The organism is Microcystis sp. M31BS1 (assembly GCF_020245285.1).
In the GTDB taxonomy this organism is placed as follows: domain Bacteria; phylum Cyanobacteriota; class Cyanobacteriia; order Cyanobacteriales; family Microcystaceae; genus Microcystis; species Microcystis panniformis.
In genome coordinates this window covers 1-17657 of sequence record NZ_JADBVE010000393.1, presented here as the reverse complement: position 1 = coordinate 17657, position 17657 = coordinate 1, and the positions used below count along the sequence as shown (strand labels likewise).

The following is a 17657-nucleotide window of genomic DNA, read 5'->3' as shown; positions in this document are numbered from 1 at the left end:
TCCTTCTGAGTTCATCGGTTTTCGAGGATTAGAAACCCCCTAAATTTCGGAAAATTACTCGGATAGAATCGGAACAAACGCCAAAATTTAGACTAACTTCTCGGAATTCAAGGGCTCGGTCAACGCGCGATTACCCTGTATCAGTTATCAGTTATCAGTTATCAGTTCACTGAGAAAACTCCCCACTCCCCCCACCCCACACCCCACACCCCACACCCCACACCCCTAATTCTTATGAGAGATTCCCTATCGAGCCGTCTAAGAGTACAACAACACTGCCTCAATCAGGTTAAATTAGCCGTGACAAAGCAGGGTTTTAGCAGTCAGCGCTCCTTAGCCAAAGAAGCTGAATTTAGTCTGGCTACTGTCAGCAACTTCCTGACTGGTAAACCGGTAGAACAAGCCACTTTTGAACAAATTTGTCGTCGATTATGCCTCGACTGGCAAGAAATCGCCGCCCTGAATTTTGAGCTAAAAACACCCCCTCAAGACAAAATTCCGGTTAATTCGGCAGCCAAGAGCGAAAAATTGGAGACATTGCCCCCCTATCCTAATGGGGCTGTTCCCCTTGGTTCCCCATTTTATTTAGAACGTCTTCCCCTCGAAGAACAGATCAGGCAGGAAATCAAGAAACCGGGGGCTTTAGTGCGGATAAAAGCTCCCAAAGAAATGGGCAAAACTTCCCTACTTTTGAGAATGCTCGATTTTGCTAAACAGCAAGGCTACCGCACGGTGAGTTTGAACTTAGAACAGGTGGACCAGGCCATTTTGAGTGATTTAAACCAATTTTTGCGCTGGTTGTGTGCCAATGCCGCCCGTCAACTACAGTTAAAACCGCAATTAGATGAGTATTGGGATGAGGATTTAGGTAGCAAGATTAGCTGTACGGTTTACATTCAAGACTATATCCTGGAATCGATTACTGCCCCCATTGTCCTGGCTCTCGATGAACTGAATCAGATATTTGAACATCCCCAAGTGGCCAAGGATTTTTTACCGCTGCTGCGTTCTTGGTACGAAGAAGCCAAAACCTTACCTATTTGGCAAAAACTTCGTCTTATCGTCGTCCATTCCACAGAAATTTATGTTCCCCTGCAGCTCAATCAATCCCCCTTTAACGTGGGATTCCCCGCACAGCTAAGTCATTTTAGTCTGGAGGAGGTATTAAAATTAGCTCAACGTTATCAACTCACTTGGGAAAATCAGGAAAAAGTCCAACAACTGATGGAGTTAGTAGGAGGACATCCAGCTTTGGTACAAACTGCCCTCTACTATCTCAGTCGGGAGGAAATAACCATGACGCAAATATTAACTACTGCCACCTCCGTCACGGGGATTTATGCACATCACCTGCGGCGCCATTGGGCAGTATTAGAACAACAGCCGGAACTAGCAAAAGCTCTTGATCGGGTGATAAGCGCCGTGGAACCAGTACAATTAGACCCAATTCTCGCTTATAAACTCAGCAGTATGGGGCTACTCAAACAATCGGGAGATAAAGTAGTACCAGGCTATGAATTGTATCGACGCTATTTTTTAGAGGTGAAATCCTCTATCAGTTATCAGTAAACAGTAATCAGTTATCAGTGAGGGTGTGGGGAAGTGGGGAAGTGGGGAAGTGGGGAAGTGGGGGAATGGGGAAGTGGGGGAATGGGGAAGTGGGGAAGTGGGGAAATTGAACTAAAACCCCAAAACCCTTTCGGCGGTTCGGCTGAGCTCACCGTCGAAGCCTGAGCTCACGGCCGAAGCCCAAAACCCCAACACCTAAAACCTATCTCCTGTCTCCTGCCTCCTAAATACTGGCTCCCGGCTCCTATCTCCTGACGACTGGCTACTAACCCCACCAACAAACTTTTTGCCGCAAACCCTACTTATTATGAATATGTCAAACAAAGATACTGTCCAAAATACTGTCAACGTTGGTAATTTTAGTCGCTCGCAACTCGGTCGGCCGGATGAGAACAATTTATATAAGGCAGTCGCTACAGTTACCGAGGGACATTGGCCGGAAAATCTGTCGGGATACGTTTTTATCGTCTGTCCTTTTCATAGAAAAAATGACCGTCATTTGTTCTCTGGTGAAGGTGTAATTATTAAATGGGACTTGCAAGGGAAAAATAATCAAGTTAATGTTTACAGTAAAAAACTGAAAACCTGGGATAGTTTCTGGCGAAAAGTCTTACCGATATTTAATATTATTAAAGCCAATTTTCCTGCTGTAATCAGCATTTTGGGTTCTTCAGAAATAGCGAATACTGCTATAGTTAAACTAGAAAAAGTTTCCGAAGATAAACAACTAGAAGAAACCCGATTAATTCTCACTGCCGATGCGGGACGTTACTGGGAAGTGGATCCCGTTTCCCTTGATACTATCACTCCGATTGGTTATTTTGACCAACATCTTGTTTCCGTGCCTTTGTCTTTTTTCCCAGTCCTAGAAAATACTGCTCACCCCTTCTACGACAAAAAGACCAAAGAATTTATCACCTGTGAATTAAAGCTAAAAATTGTATCGGGAGGTATATTAAAAGACTTAGACAACTCGGTGTATGTTGTGCTTTGGGATCAACAAAAACAACTTAAACCCTGGAAACTACAGGGAACTATCCTCGATGGTAGCCCCCATTCGGTTATCGTCACCGAGGATTATATCATGATTCCCGATATGCCTTTTCAGATGGGAGTAGCCAAACTATTAGGTATTAGAATCAAGCCAGAAGAAACCTATCCGAAAACTCAAATTTATCTGGTTAAACGTCAAGACCTCAAGGAAGAAGAAACCACCGTTCCCTCGCGATTAATTACCTTCAATGGCGACAGTTATCACTTCCTTTGTAATTACCATAGTACCAACGGTCAAATTCAGCTGGTGGCCATCCAAAACGCCACTATTAGTTTAACCGAAGCGATCGAAAAAGACGATATCCAACATTTTACTGGTCAGGGTTATCCCCCCGAATACCACGGCATTCCCTGGATGTTTTCCTTTGACCCCGGAGTGCTGCGCAAAGTGGTTATCGAAGATGCCAGGGTGATGAGCGAACAAGCTTTCATCCATCCGGGGTGGTTCTCTACCACTCTCTACACCGCCGACCCACGGGAATTGGAACAGGGATACAGTGCCATTTATCAGGTTTATGCCGGGTATGTGCGCGAGTTAATCTGTCGTCGTCAGTATATGGATTTTCGCGACCAAAGTAATCGCATCCTCAGCGATGCCGAACTTCCCTGTCATGACTTGCCCTCGGTATTAGCTAAGGTTCCCTTCGATAAGGATTGGAATCAGTTAACTGAACAGATTAGCCAAGAAAAAAAAGGCAGTGATACTCATGTATCCCATTTAGGTCGGGGACTACTGGATTTTTATGTTTGTCCTGATGGCTATATTTTAGATAGCATTCAGTTTATTCCCCAAGAACAGGCCTATCTATTGACGACGGTTTTAACCCCGACCAAAGTATTAGAAGCTTGGTTATTTAACCCTGACAATCTCAAGGACGGACCGATTGCTAAACTGAGTTTGCTGGAAGATGTTCACTTTGGTTTTACCTTGCATTCCGAGTATTTCGAGCAGGTGGTCCCTTCTCCCCATCCTTCCGTCTCACAGGTAAATCGAGTTCTGTCAGCCTTGCGGAGTCTGGTCTTGGTTCCCGTAGAATTTTTCCTAGGGAAACCCGCAGCCGTTTACAACCGCCAAGTAAAAAAATGATTGTTCTCAACGGATACGACATTCTTGCCCAAATCTACGAAAGCGTTAACTCGGAAGTCTATCGGGCCATTCGCATCGCCGATAATCAACCGGTTATGCTCAAAATCCTCAAGCAAGAATATCCCACCACCCAAGAACTAACCCACTATAAACAGGAGTATAAAACCATCTGCGGTCTGAACTTCGAGGAGGCGATTAAAGCCTACGGCTTAGAAACCTACCGCAGAACTCCCGTGATTATTTTGGAAGATTTCGGGGGTGTATCCTTAAAAAAATGGCTAGAGGGCAAACCCCTAGCCTTAAGGGACTTTTTAAGCCTTGCACCCCGAATAGTGGCTAATTTAGAGAAAATTCACAACGCTAAGGTTATTCACAAAGATATTAATCCTGCCAATATAGTTCTTAACCCCGAAACCGGACAGATTAAAATCATCGATTTTGGCATTGCTAGTGTTCTGCAGCGGGAAAATCCCGGGCTAAAAAATCCCAACGTTCTGGAGGGGACTTTAGCCTATCTTTCTCCCGAACAAACCGGACGGATGAATCGCAGTCTCGATTATCGCACGGATTTTTATTCCTTGGGCGTTAGCTTCTATGAACTGCTCACCGGACAATTACCTTTTCCAGCTAACGATGCTTTGGAATTAGTTCACTGTCATCTAGCTAAACAACCTTTGGAGATTAATAGTCTCGTCAGGGAGGAAATTCCCCCAGTGGTGGAGGCAATCATCATCAAACTGATGGCTAAAACCCCCGAAGAACGATACCAAAGTGCCTACGGCATTCGAGCAGATTTAGAGGAATGTTTAAGACAACTGGAAACAACGGGTAAAATTGAGGATTTTGTCATCGCTAGGCAAGATCTAGCCAATCAGTTCCAAATTCCCCAAAAACTCTACGGTAGGGAGGCAGAAATCGCCACTCTCCTCACTGCTTTTCAACGGGTAGCCACGGTGGCTAAAAACTCCTCTCACACCGAACTGATGCTAGTTACGGGTTATTCTGGCATGGGTAAAACCACCTTGGTTAAGGAAATTTATCAGCCAATTACTGAAAAACGCGGCTTTTTTATCTCCGGTAAATTTGACCAATTTCAGCGCGATATTCCCTATGCTGCCGTGGTTAGCGCTTTGACTAATCTGGTTAAGCAACTTTTGGGGGAGAGTCAATCACAACTGGAACTATGGCGACAAAAACTCTTAAAGTCTTTGGGGGCGAATGCACGGGTTATTATTGACGTGATTCCCGAACTAGAATTAATTATTGGTTCGCAACCAGAGGTGTTACAATTAGGAGCGATCGCTACTCAAAATCGCTTTAATTTAGTCTTTAAAAATTTTATTCGGGTCTTTTGTTCCCCAGAACATCCCCTAGTCATCTTTCTCGATGATTTACAATGGACAGACTTGGCTAGTCTCCAGTTGATAGAATTAATTATGCTCGATGGCGATATGGACTATTTGTTTTTAATTGGCTCCTATCGCAGTAATGAAATTAATTCCACTCACCCCCTAACCGCTACTCTCGACAAATTAGAGCAAGGGGGCATAATTATCAATCAAGTTATTTTAAAACCTCTGGGTTCTGAACAGGTCAATCAGTTAATTGCTGACACCTTAAACCATTCACCAGAATATGTGCAATCCTTGTCCGCTTTAGTCTGGCAAAAAACCCACGGTAATCCTTTTTTTGTCAATGAATTTCTCAAAACTATCTACTGGGAAAATTGGCTATTTTTCCAATCGGGGCAAGAAACAACCACTAAAACCGATAATAATAGGGGCTATTGGCAATGGCATCTCGGCCAAATTCAAAGGATTGGCAGTACCGATAATCTGATTCAATTTATGATGGGCAAAATGCAGAAATTGCCTCCCGAAACCCAAGAAGTCTTAAGTTTAGCAGCCTGTCTTGGGGCAGAATTTAATTTATATAATCTGACGGTTATCTCTGAAAAATCACCTTCAGAACTTTTACCAATTTTAACTTCTAGTAGCGAAGCTGGTTTAATTATTCTCCTCTCAGAATTAGATGAACAATTACTGATTCAAGAATATAAATTTGCTCATGATCGCATTCAACAAGGAGCTTACGCTCTCATCGAAGACAGCCAAAAAGCCGTAATTCACCTAAAAATTGGTCGCCTACTTTGGCAGCATACTTCTGTCAACGAATTATCGGAAAAGATTTTTAAAATAGTTGATCATCTCAACCTTGGTTATCAACTAATTAGCGAGAAAAAAGAACGAGAGTCAGTGGCTAACTTGAATTTACTAGCAGCCCAAAAAGCAAAAGCCGCTAATGCCCAAGCTGGAGCCTTAAAATATATCAAAACCGCTCAAAAACTTCTCAAAAAATCAAGCTGGAAAAATAACTATCAACTGACTTTAAATATTTATTCTGAAGCCACAGAAATCGCCTATTTAAGTGGGAACTTTGAGCCGATGCAACGCTGGGCTAATCTCGTATTAAAACAGGCAAAAACTACCCTAGATAAAATCAAAGTTTATGAAGTAATCATCGAAGCGTATCACGCCCAAAATCAAGAACTAAAAGCGGTACAAATTGGTTTATCTGTCCTTAAAAGCTTCGATTTCCAGATTCCTGAATCCTTACAATCATCAGATATTCAAAAAGAACTAACTAAAACCCGACAAAAATTAGCGGGGCAAAATATCGAAGATTTAAGTAATTTACCGCCGATAAATGAGGAAGAAAAATTAGCAATAATGAAGATAGGGACTGCCATATTTCCTCCTGTTTTTATTGCCGCACCTCATCTCTTACCCATCCTAGTATCAAAACAGGTTAACTTATCAATTGAATACGGCAATAGTTATCTAGCGGCTTTTACTTATGTCAATTATGGCTTAATCCTTTGCGGTATTTTAGAAGATTGGGAAACGGGTTATCAATTTGGACGATTAGCTTTAAACATCGCTGATAAATTTCATGCCAAAGCCCTGATGCCGAAAATAATTGCCGTCTTTTCCGCCACTATTAGTATCTGGAAAGAACCGATTAAAAATTCCCTGTCCTTGTTAAAATCTTCCTATCAAACCGGTTTAGAAATGGGCGATCTCTACTACGGAACAACCTGTGCCTATCTTTACTGTTTTCATTCTGCCTTTATCGGACAAGAATTAACCGAATTAGCCCAAGAAATAGCTAACTATGATCTGGCTTTTGTTAAGCTCAAACAAGAAAACCCTCGCAACTATCTAAAAATCTATGGTCAAACAGTTTTAAATCTGCTGAGGCACTCGGAAAATCCCGGTCATTTAGAAGGACAGTACTATCAAGAAACTGTTATGTTACCGTACCATCTAGAGGCTAATGATCTCTACGGTCTCTGTGCTTTATTTGTTAATAAATTATACCTTTGTTATCTATTTGGACAGCACGAACAAGCCATTGAAAATGCTAACCAAGCCCAAAAATATCTGGGAGGAGCTACCGCTACTTTCTTGATTCCTCTGCATAATGTCTATGATTCCCTCGCCCATTTAGCTATTTATAATCATCTGGACAATGACCAAAAAAAGCAAGTATTAGAACGAGTGACGAATAATCAGAGAAAGCTGTGGGAATGGGCTAATCAAGCACCCCAGAACTATCTCCATAAATTTTATTTAGTGCAAGCGGAAAAAGACCGGGTGCAGCAATCCTATCTAGAAGCCATAGAAAACTACGATCTAGCCATCGCTAAAGCCAAGGAAAATGAATACATTAATGAAGAGGCACTAGCTAACGAACTAGCGGCGAAATTCTATCTCGATTGGGGTAAAGTAAAAATTGCCAAAACCTACATCAATGAAGCTGCTTATCTCTATTCTCTTTGGGGAGCAACCGCTAAAGTCAAAGATATAGAAAGCCGCTATTCTCAGTTAATGGTCAATAATTATGGTTCCAATTCCCCGACCGAAACTAGGAGAACTACCACCAGAAAAAATTCAGCCAGTCATTCGGGAGATCTGTTAGATTTAGCCACGATCATGAAGGCATCCCAAGCCATTTCTAGCGAGATAGTTTTAGATAAGTTACTCGCCACCCTGATGAAAATTCTCATCGAAAATGCCGGGGCGCAGCTGGGCTATCTTATCCTAGAAAGCGGCGGACAATTATCGATCGAAGCCTCCGGTTCAGTGCAGGAAGATAGGGTGACAGTCTTTAAATCTAATGCGATCGAAGAACATCTTCCCGTCTCAATTATTAACTATGTAGCCCGGAGCGGTCAAACCGTTCTTAATAACGATGCTGCCCATCAGGGCAATTTTAGCAACGATCCCTATATAAAAACCCATCAAACCAAATCGCTGCTCTGTTCGCCTCTCCTCGACCAAGGACAACTGCGGGGAATTGTCTATCTAGAAAATAACCTCACCGTCGGGGCTTTTACCCAAGAAAGATTGGAAGTGCTGCAACTGCTCTCTAGCCAAGCGGCGATCGCAATTACTAACGCCAAACTCTACGCTGAAATCAAAGCCAAACAGAGACAACTAGCGCAATTTTTAGAAGCCATGCCAGTGGGGGTATTTGTCCTCGATGCCGACAGTCAACCCTATTATGCCAATCAAACCGCCCAAGAGATTTTAGGAAAAGGGATAGTTAATATCACCACGGCTAATCAGTTGGGGAAAACCTATCAGTTATATCAAGCTGGAACCGATCGATTGTATCCCACCGAAGACCAGCCGATTGTCCGAGCTTTAAGGGGGGAAAAAAACACGATGGATGATCTAGAAATTCACCAAGGAGAGAAGATTATTCCCCTAGAAGTGTATGCTACGCCCGTTTTTGACGAAAAAGGGGAAATTATCTATGCGATCACCGCTTTTACCGATATTAGCGAACGAAAACAGGCGGAAGCGGAACGGATTCGCTTTACCGAAGAATTAGCCGAGTATAGCCGCACCCTAGAACAGAAAGTGCAGGAGCGCACCCTAGAACTCAGCCAAACCCTAGAAATTCTCAAGGCCACCCAAGCAGAATTACTGTTTGAAAATGAACTGCTCAGAAGTAGCGAAGAATCTAGCACCTTTGACTACCAAGTGGGGGGCAGTTTACCCATGGATGCTCCCACCTACGTGGTCCGCGCCGCCGACCGTTATCTCTATAAAGCCCTCAAACGCGGCGATTTTTGCTATGTTCTCAATCCCCGTCAAATGGGTAAGTCTAGTTTAATGGTACGCATGATCGATCACCTCCAACACGAGGGCATCTGTTGCGCTCCCATTGATTTAACCCGTATCGGCAGCGAAAATGTCACTTCTGACCAATGGTACAAGGGGATAGCCTTCGAGTTAGGGCGACGTTTTGGCCTGCTCAAAAGGGTTAATCTGAAAGCTTGGTGGCAAGAACGGGAAGATGTCTCGGCAGTGCAGCGCTTGGGCGAATTTATTGAAGAAGTGTTATTGCTGGAAGTGGGGATAGTGGAGGGTTCTCCCCCGAAACCGATAGCGATTTTTATCGATGAAATTGATAGCGTTTTGGGCTTAAATTTCGCAGTTAATGACTTTTTTGCCCTGATTCGTTCCTGCTATAACCAGCGTGGTTTTAACCCGCTCTATCGGCGTTTGACCTTCGCTTTCTTCGGTGTTGTCACCCCCTCCGATTTAATTACCGACCACCAAATCACTCCTTTTAATATCGGTCATTCGATTCAATTGGAGGGTTTTAAGGAACACGAAGCCCAGCCTTTACTGCGCGGATTGGCCGAGAAAGTTAGTAACCCGCAAACTGTCTTAAAAGAAGTCTTTGCTTGGACAAACGGTCAACCTTTTCTGACCCAAAAACTCTGTCAGTTAATTCGCACCGCCGCCTCGCCGATTCCCCCCAATGGTGAGGCCTCCTGGATTGAGGACTTGGTACAGAAGAAGATCATTGACAATTGGGAGGCTCAGGATGAACCGGAACATCTGCGGACTATTCGCGATCGGCTCCTCAACAGTCATCGCTCCCAGTTGCTCCTGAGACTCTATGAACGGATTTTAAGGGAAAAAGAGGTGATTGCTGAGGATAGCCCCCCAGAAAAAGAGTTACTTTTATCGGGGTTAGTGATCAAAGACCAGGGCCAGCTGCGGGTTCATAATCCCATCTATCGGGCCATCTTTAACCTCGATTGGCTGGGTTGCAGCTCAAATTTGTAGAAATATCCACTACAGAGCAATTATTGGGACTTAAACGCTCAATACAGATCAAATCGATTATAATCGCTACAGAGTCGGCACTTGACGTTGAGAGATTGGCAATGAAACAGACAACCCCCTCCGAGTCAGAGATAAATGAAGCTTACTTCGCCATGTTATCTTGGTGTTTTGTGCCTAAATTTCCCCGCAAGTCAGCCCCCTGTCTCGGCCAGTGCGAGTCGCTATTCTCGGAGCAACACGAGCAGTCGTGACTAAATTACTCGAATTCCGCTATTTTCCTGGCTCTTCTCGACTTTGTGTGATAATTTTTGCTTATGGAATCGTGAAATGCTTATCAGGCAAGACTTTTAGTGCTATTTGGCGGAATAAACTATCAGTATAGACCTCGTTTCCACACAGAAACCAGAAGAGCCTTTTCCTTTCGTAAGATTAGAGCCATGAACAAAACAGATGTAATGAGTTGGATTTATTTTAGTCATCCAAAAAAAGCTGATATTGTCAATATTTTAATAATTATTGCCATATGGACTGTGACGGTAATTGTCGTCAATCCTTTGGGTAATTTTCCTCTTAATGATGACTGGGTTTATGGACTGGCAGTAAAATCGATTCTGGAGAAAGGTGATTTCCGCCTTCCCAGTCCAGCCCATGCTAACCTATTTTTTCAAGCCTTTTGGGGAGCCTTATTTTGCCTTCCTTTTGGATTTTCATTTACTGCATTACGCTTCTCCACTTTAACCTTAGGATTAATCGGTGCGATTGGTACTTATGGACTGCTTAGAGAAGTTAATGCCAATCAGAAAATCTCTTTGTTGGCTGCTTTGCTGCTAGTGGTTAATCCTCTATACTTTGGATTAGCTAACAGCTTTATGACCGACGTTCCTTTTCTGGCTTTAAGTATCCTATCTTTCTATTTTCTGATCAGGGGATTGAAGCGGGAATCAACTATGGAAATTATTCTCGGTATTTGCCTCGCTTATATCACGATTTTAATCCGTCAATACGCAATTATTATTCTTTTATCATTTGCCCTAGCATACTCGTTTAAACAAAGATTTAAATTAAAAATTTTATTGGGCAGTTCCCTGATATTTTTATCAGGAATTTTACTACATGAACTGTATCAAAAATGGCTTTATTCTACAGGACGCATGCCTTTAACAGCAGAGAATACCCTGACTATAATAGCAGAGAAGGTATTGATAGCTATAGGAAAATTAGATTTCGGCAACCACATTTTAATGATTTCAATTATATACCTGAGTTGTTTAGTCTTCCTTGCCCTAGCGATCTTTTGGACAAAAAAATTAAAATTAAAAATTTTGTTGGGCAGTTCTCTGATGGTTTCCTTGGTAATCTTACTCTATAAATTGTATCAACAATGGCTTGAATCTAAAGAGCGGACTCTTTTAATAATGGAGAATGTGTTGATGAATATGCAAAAATTAGATTTTGGCAACCATATTCTAATTATTTCAATTGGTTGTTTTATTTTCCCATTCATAGCGATATTTTTTTCTGGGAAATTTAAGGAAATATCGCGCCAACACCAAAGAATAACGCTCTTAGCTTTATCTAGCTTTTTTGTTGTCGTGATGGGTAAATTGATCCAGCAAGGCAAAACTATGCCCTTCATCGGTAATGTCCTAGTTTATTTTGGCTTAGGCCCTTTAACCCTTCGAGATACTTATATCTTGAAGGTAAATTATCCCCCCTATTCCCTTGGCTTAAAAATATTTTGGTTGATGATGACGGCGATTGGTGTAGTTGGAGCGCTTTTATTGCTTTACTATTTATGCTCAGGGATATTGCAAACCTTTTCTGAATCAGAAAAATGGTTGAATTTACTAATAATTTCTGCGATATTAGTTTATCTTTTTCTTTTGGGAATAAAGTATGCTTTTGATCGTTATTTTTTGCTGCTTGTACCATTATTTATGGTCCTTATAGTAATTTTAAACAAGGACATTGCCGAGCAAGATATTGGCAAAAAAATAACTGCTTTTGCCTTGACAATGATCTTTATTTGGGGCGGATTTACTATAGCTGCAACCCATGACTACTTAGCCTGGAACCGAACTCGGTGGCAAGCCTTAAATGATTTGATGGAACAGGGAGTTACTCCTGAATATATCGATGGGGGATACGAATTTAATGGCTGGTATTTAAACGATATAAAATATCAGAAGCAGCGGGGTAAAAGTTACTGGTGGGTAAATCGTGATGACTACATGATTTCCTCTGGATTGCTCAAAGGTTATCAAGAAGTCAAACGCTATCCTTTTGCAAGATGGCTGCTTTTAAAGCAAGATAATGTTTTTGTTCTCCATAAGATGGCTGAAGATAAAACTAATGGGACTTAAACGCTCAAACGATCAAATCGAGTATAACCGCTACAGAGTCGGCACTTGACGTTGAGAGAGCGGCTATGAAATAGACAACCCCAGCCGCGATACCTCTCTGGCTTTGACCAATGGTGTGGGCGTTTTGACAATGGAGAAGAAAATCATCTCCATTCCTGTCCATTTTGGTCAAAATAATCAATGATCCTGAATCTTGGTGATTAAAAAAGCGTTAATTGCTTTTTTATCACTGTTCTCTGCTTGAGAGAGAAAAAACCTTAACCGAGTAGTATTGACTCCCCCCTCATCACCCCAGCAATTTGTCGGTCTAACTGTTCTAAATTTTCCGCCGGTTCAAGGCAGCATAACCCTTGACAAATTAACCCAAATGTGCTAGGGGGCAAACTGTCATCGACTCGATACACCGCAGTGGGCAAATAGCGACCTAACAGCGGCTCGATCGAGCTTTCCGGGGCGCGCAGACAGAAACCGTGACGATAGTGATCGAGAGCAACAAATAAACTGGGGCAAGCGGTGGGGGACTGTTCTAGGATGGTACTAAAAGATTGCAAGGCCTTTTCGGCCCGATCGAGATATTCTAGATTTTCCGTCAATCGCGACAGACGCACTAAATTAGCGATCGCAATTCCGTTGGCCGAAGGGGTGGCATTATCCGTATAACCCCGTTCTCGCACGATCAGATCGAGACTATGATCAGAAGCAGTATTAAAATATCCCCCCTCATCCTCGGACCAAAACCAGCGGTCGAATTCCCCTTGTAGATCGATAGCCGCCTCTAACCAGCCAGTTTCTTGGGGATTAGCCGTTTGCAAGTCCAGTAAAGCCTTAATAAAATAGGCAAAATCCTCCGATTGGGCCAAAACCGAGGCCTGACCCTGATAATTCAAGCGCTGAAAACGTCCATCTAACCACTGATGCTTGAGAATAAACTCGGCCGCTTGAGTAGCCATTTTCCAGTACAAAGGTTCACCAAAGACGGCAAAGGCCCGGGCTAAACCGGAAATCATCAAACTATTCCAAGCGACGATCATTTTCGTATCCGTTACCGCCGGAATGCGTCCCGGCCAAGAGACAGTTTTCGCCTCCTGATTGTCTCTGGCCGGGGGAAAAAGAGCTAATTGGGCTTGAGAACTGCCATAACGCCGAATAAATAACTTATCGAGCATATTTTCTATCTCCTCCCCTAATTCTCCCCCTTGCCGACGTTGCAGGACATTACGACCCTCAAAATTCCCCTCGGCAGTGACGGTAAAATTAGCCTGCAGCAGCCCCAATTCCTCGGTCGAGAGATAATCCCTTAACGACCGATCCGACCAGACATAAAAGGCCCCTTCCTCCGGCTCCCCATCCGTGGCCTTCTCAAAACTATCGGCATCTTGGGCCGCATAAAAATAACCTTCTGGGGCGGTCATTTCCCGTTTTAGCCAGTTAACCGTGCCTTTAATCCCTCTCTCAAAGGCCGCCTCTCGATTACCCGCACTCCACAAATTGGCTAAATATTCGACAATTTGCCCGTTATCGTAGAGCATTTTTTCAAAATGGGGAACTGTCCACGTCGAATCCACCGTATAACGATGGAATCCTCCCCCTACATGGTCATAGATTCCCCCCAGGGCCAGATCTTCCCCCCGTTGATAGGCTGCTTGCCGGAGGGAATCCTCAAAATCGTCACCAAAGCGACTACCCTGCAAAGCCAGATTAGCATAGGGAATCATCGGAAAACTGGGCCGACCGTAGTTATTGGGATTAACCTGAATCACCGCAGTATTTGTCTCGATTCCTGTGGCTAAAAGGGAAGGAGCGGCTAAATTGGTCTCTGCTCGGGGTAAAATAGCCGATTGACGCAGCGCGCCCAGCATTTCGGCCGTGAATTTGCTTAATTTCTCCTTTTCTTCGTCATAATAGCGACGTACCGATTGCAACACTTGCAGAAAACCGGGCCGGTTAAAGCGCGGTTGCACGGGAAAATAGGTGCCACCATAGAAGGGAATTAAACTATCCGGTGTTAGGAAGACATTCAGCGGCCAACCCCCTTGACCGACCATCATCTGCAATGCTTGCATATAGATACTATCGATGTCCGGTCTTTCCTCCCGATCAACTTTGATCGGCAAAAAATACTGATTGAGATAATCGGCAATGGCCCGATCGGAAAACGCTTCTCCTTCCATAACCGTACACCAATGACAGCTAGAATAACCGATCGACAGAAAGATCGGTTTATCTTCTCTCCCGGCAATTTCTAGGGCGCTGTCACACCAATACCACCAATCGATCGGGTTTTCGGCGTGTTTTCGCAGGTAAAGACTTTCGGATGCAGCCAGATGATTAGCCATGGGAAAAGGGGTATTTTTGCTCTTGCTGCTTATTAGTTTAAGCTAATTAGAGACTAACCGGAATCAAGCTTCTGCTCATGCTGAAAACTTCGATCGCCCTAGGATTTTTTCTCACTCAATCTTTGCCCCTTAATCCGCAAGTGCAGGGGGTGGCTAATCATTTAATTGGGGTTATGGATACCAGGGAACAAGCGCAGACTAACCCCCGCATTGCTAAGGTGCAAATGACCACCTGTGCCGTGGATTTTTCCCCCAAACAGGATAATATTTATCTTTATCAGGAACAGGCAATTATCGATCGCTTAAATCAACCCTATCGTCAAAGAATTTTAGTCATTCAACCTAGCGCTGATAATTCCACTGTGGAATCGAAAGCTTATAAGTTAAATAATGCCCCTAACTTTATTAATTTTTGTAACAAAGACTTGACAGAAAGAAAATTAAATGTATCAGATTTGGCCGAGTCGGTGTGTACTGTGTTTTTACAACCGATAGCGGGGGGGTATCGGGGAGAAACTCCCCCCCAGGGTTGTCCCACTAATGCCAGAGGTGCGGTGAAAATAACTAATACAATTATTCTACATTCCCAGGGCATGGATACCAGCGATCGAGGTTATGATAGCCTTGGCCGGCAGGTATGGGGAGCGCAGGATAATTTCTATCAATTTCGCTGGCAAAAACCCTAAAATCGGCTTTCCTGTTTCATTAATGCCACATCGGCAGCAAAATAGGTCAAAATCAAATCGGCCCCCGCTCGTTTCATACTGATTAAAGTTTCCAAAATCAGGCTTTTTTCGTCAATCCAGCCCTGTTTTGCCGCCGCTTTAATCATTGCGTATTCACCACTGACGTTGTAAGCGGCGACGGGAAGATGGCTACTATCGCGCAGACGACGGATAATATCGAGGTAGGCCAGAGCGGGCTTAACCATAATAATATCTGCCCCTTCTGTTATGTCTAAACTGGCTTCGCGTAACGCTTCCCGACTATTAGCCCCATCCATTTGATAGGTTTTCTTATCACCAAATTTTGGGGCTGATTCTAAGGCATCTCGGAAGGGACCATAATAAGCAGAGGCATATTTAGCCGTATAAGCGAGAATTCCCACATCCAGATAGCCAGCCGCATCTAAAGCTCGACGGATCGCCCCAACCCTACCATCCATCATATCGGAAGGGGCGACGAAATTAGCCCCGGCTGCCGCTTGCGAGAGCGACATTTTCACTAAAACTTCTAGGGTTTCATCGTTGAGAATTTTACCGTCCTGCACAATACCATCATGACCATAAATCGAAAAAGGATCGAGAGCAACATCGGTGATAATAATTATTTCAGGGACTTCTTTTTTGATCGCTTTCACTGCCCTTGGCACTAAACCATCGGGATTATAACTTTCTCTACCGAAATTATCTTTTTTATCTTCGGCAATCAGGGGGAAAAGAGCGATGGCATTAATGCCTAATTTATAAGCATTAACCACTTCTTTGAGCAATAAATCGAGGGAATAACGATAACAATCGGGCATAGAAGGAATAGCAACCCTTTGATTTTCTCCCTCCATGATAAAGAGGGGATAAATCAAGTCATTAACGGTTAATTCAGTTTCACGAACAAGACGGCGAATCGCTGGAGTATAACGAAGACGACGGGGACGAATCAGCATGATAACAGCGAGTTAAAAATAAAAAGTAAACAGTAAATAGCTGGTTTTGCTCTGGTTTTTTACCTAGGAAAAAACTGGGGATAGGACGATAAAATAATCCCAATCCCCCTGACTAATTAGTGAAAATCGGGACTATGACGAATCAAACTCATAAACTCTTGACGAGTCTTAGCAGAATCGGCAAAAATACCGCGCACGGCACTCGTAGAAGTCCAAGAACCGGGTTTTTCAACCCCGCGCATTACCATACACATATGAGTCGCTTCAATCACCACAGCTACCCCTTGAGGTTGCAGTAATCCCTGCAAAGCATCGGCAATTTGTGCGGTTAAACGTTCCTGTACTTGCAGTCGTCTGGCGTACATTTCACAGATGCGGGCAATTTTCGATAAACCGATCACTTTCCCGTTAGGAATATAGGCAACATGAGCGCGGCCGATAATTGGTAAAATATGGTGTTCACAGGAGCTAAAAATATCGATGTCTCGGATTAAAACCATCTCGTTAGCATCCTCGTGAAAAACTGCCCCATTCAGCAATTCATCCAGGGATTGCTGATAACCAGAAGTGAGAAATTTTAGGGCTTTTACTACTCGTTTAGGAGTGTCTCGTAAACCTTCGCGATCGGGATCTTCTCCTAATCCTAACAGCAGTGTTCTTACCGCTTGCATCATCTCGGCTTCCGATACCGGCGATTTAGGTTCGGTAATCACTTCGGGAAAGTGATTGTAGTCATCATTGTCAAAAATTGCTTTGGACTTAGCTAAGGTCATAGATATTTTTATGGACTCCAATAGTTAATTGATCGGCCGAGTTTTCTGATTTTACCAATGTTGATAAATACCCTTTGCTAGAGTATTTATTTTTCTGGGCATCTAGACGATAACTAATGAAAGCTATCGGGTTATTCCCTCGTCTTTGGGTTTATCTCCGGTGCGGAAATCTGGAAAAATTGATTTTCCTAGTCACCGAAAAAGTCTTGAGTATCTCCCTCGTTAATTGAGGGCAGAGTTCCACTGCACAATTAGTTTATTTTGTCAAGTAGTTCGTTTGTTTGGTATTTTAGCTTTCCTAGAATGATAATCGTTATCATTTTAACAAAAAATTTAGATTTACGAACAAAAACTTTGTCGTCAGATAAATATAGTCCTGTTAAGCTGTTTAAACTATTTTGAAGAGATAAGCATATTTTGGGATTTTATCGCTTATATTCAGCAATATTACTGATTTTTTGCTATTCTTCCTCCGAGTATAAATCCGCCGGAGAAGCAAGGCGATCGAGAAAGAGTATTCCTTCCAGTTGACATCCTCGCCGCCCTAAAAGTGCGGCGATTCCTAAACCTCACGATTTAAGTTTCTGCTTCCACCACCGTCGCATACCACAGTTAAAAAACCATGTACTGTCTTACACAGAGTCCACAGACTTTCGCCCCATTT

At 43.1% G+C, this 17657-nt stretch carries 9 protein-coding genes and 1 pseudogene; 6 read left to right on the top strand and 4 right to left on the bottom strand.

Features of this window, described 5'->3' with window-relative positions; genetic code table 11:
- Nucleotides 1–234: 234 nt before the first annotated feature.
- From IM509_RS21980 to IM509_RS21960, 5 genes are all read left to right on the top strand, one after another.
- Entirely contained in the window at nt 235–1569 is a 1335-nt protein-coding gene (locus IM509_RS21980; RefSeq protein ID WP_185237316.1) for an AAA-like domain-containing protein, read from the top strand.
- A 307-nt stretch (nt 1570–1876) separates the two neighbouring features.
- A complete protein-coding gene (locus IM509_RS21975) occupies nt 1877–3709 on the top strand; it encodes a carotenoid oxygenase family protein (RefSeq protein ID WP_185237317.1) in 1833 nt (610 codons plus the stop codon).
- Nucleotides 3706–9858: an AAA family ATPase gene (locus tag IM509_RS21970; protein ID WP_185237318.1), complete on the top strand. Its 6153-nt coding sequence runs from the start codon at nt 3706–3708 to the stop codon at nt 9856–9858. Before IM509_RS21975 ends, IM509_RS21970 begins: the two co-directional genes overlap by 4 nt.
- Nucleotides 9859–9959: 101 nt before the next feature.
- Nucleotides 9960–10109, top strand: coding sequence for a hypothetical protein (locus IM509_RS21965; RefSeq protein WP_158499357.1), 150 nt, complete (start codon nt 9960–9962; stop codon nt 10107–10109).
- A gap of 186 nt (nt 10110–10295) precedes the next feature.
- On the top strand, nt 10296–12221 hold the full coding sequence (locus tag IM509_RS21960; RefSeq protein ID WP_185237319.1) for an ArnT family glycosyltransferase: 1926 nt from the start codon (nt 10296–10298) through the stop codon (nt 12219–12221).
- A gap of 257 nt (nt 12222–12478) precedes the next feature.
- Here IM509_RS21960 and IM509_RS21955 read toward each other — a convergent pair whose 3' ends face one another.
- Nucleotides 12479–14557: a thioredoxin domain-containing protein gene (locus tag IM509_RS21955; RefSeq protein WP_185237320.1), complete on the bottom strand. Its 2079-nt coding sequence runs from the start codon at nt 14555–14557 to the stop codon at nt 12479–12481.
- Nucleotides 14558–14634: 77 nt separating this feature from the next.
- Here IM509_RS21955 and IM509_RS21950 point away from each other — a divergent pair, with 77 nt between their 5' ends.
- Nucleotides 14635–15243: a chromophore lyase CpcT/CpeT gene (locus IM509_RS21950; RefSeq protein ID WP_185237321.1), complete on the top strand. Its 609-nt coding sequence runs from the start codon at nt 14635–14637 to the stop codon at nt 15241–15243.
- Here IM509_RS21950 and hemB read toward each other — a convergent pair.
- From hemB to IM509_RS24255, 3 genes and pseudogenes are all read right to left on the bottom strand, one after another.
- Nucleotides 15240–16220 (bottom strand): porphobilinogen synthase, encoded by a 981-nt coding sequence (gene hemB / locus IM509_RS21945; RefSeq protein ID WP_002742392.1) that lies wholly within the window; start codon nt 16218–16220, stop codon nt 15240–15242. The two genes, IM509_RS21950 and hemB, sit on opposite strands and share 4 nt — an antisense overlap.
- 116 nt (nt 16221–16336) lie before the next feature.
- Nucleotides 16337–16993, bottom strand: coding sequence for a GTP cyclohydrolase I FolE (folE, locus tag IM509_RS21940; protein WP_002752393.1), 657 nt, complete (start codon nt 16991–16993; stop codon nt 16337–16339).
- A gap of 461 nt (nt 16994–17454) precedes the next feature.
- Nucleotides 17455–17520: pseudogene (locus tag IM509_RS24255) on the bottom strand (peptide deformylase); the annotation flags it as partial.
- Nucleotides 17521–17657 lie beyond the last annotated feature (137 nt).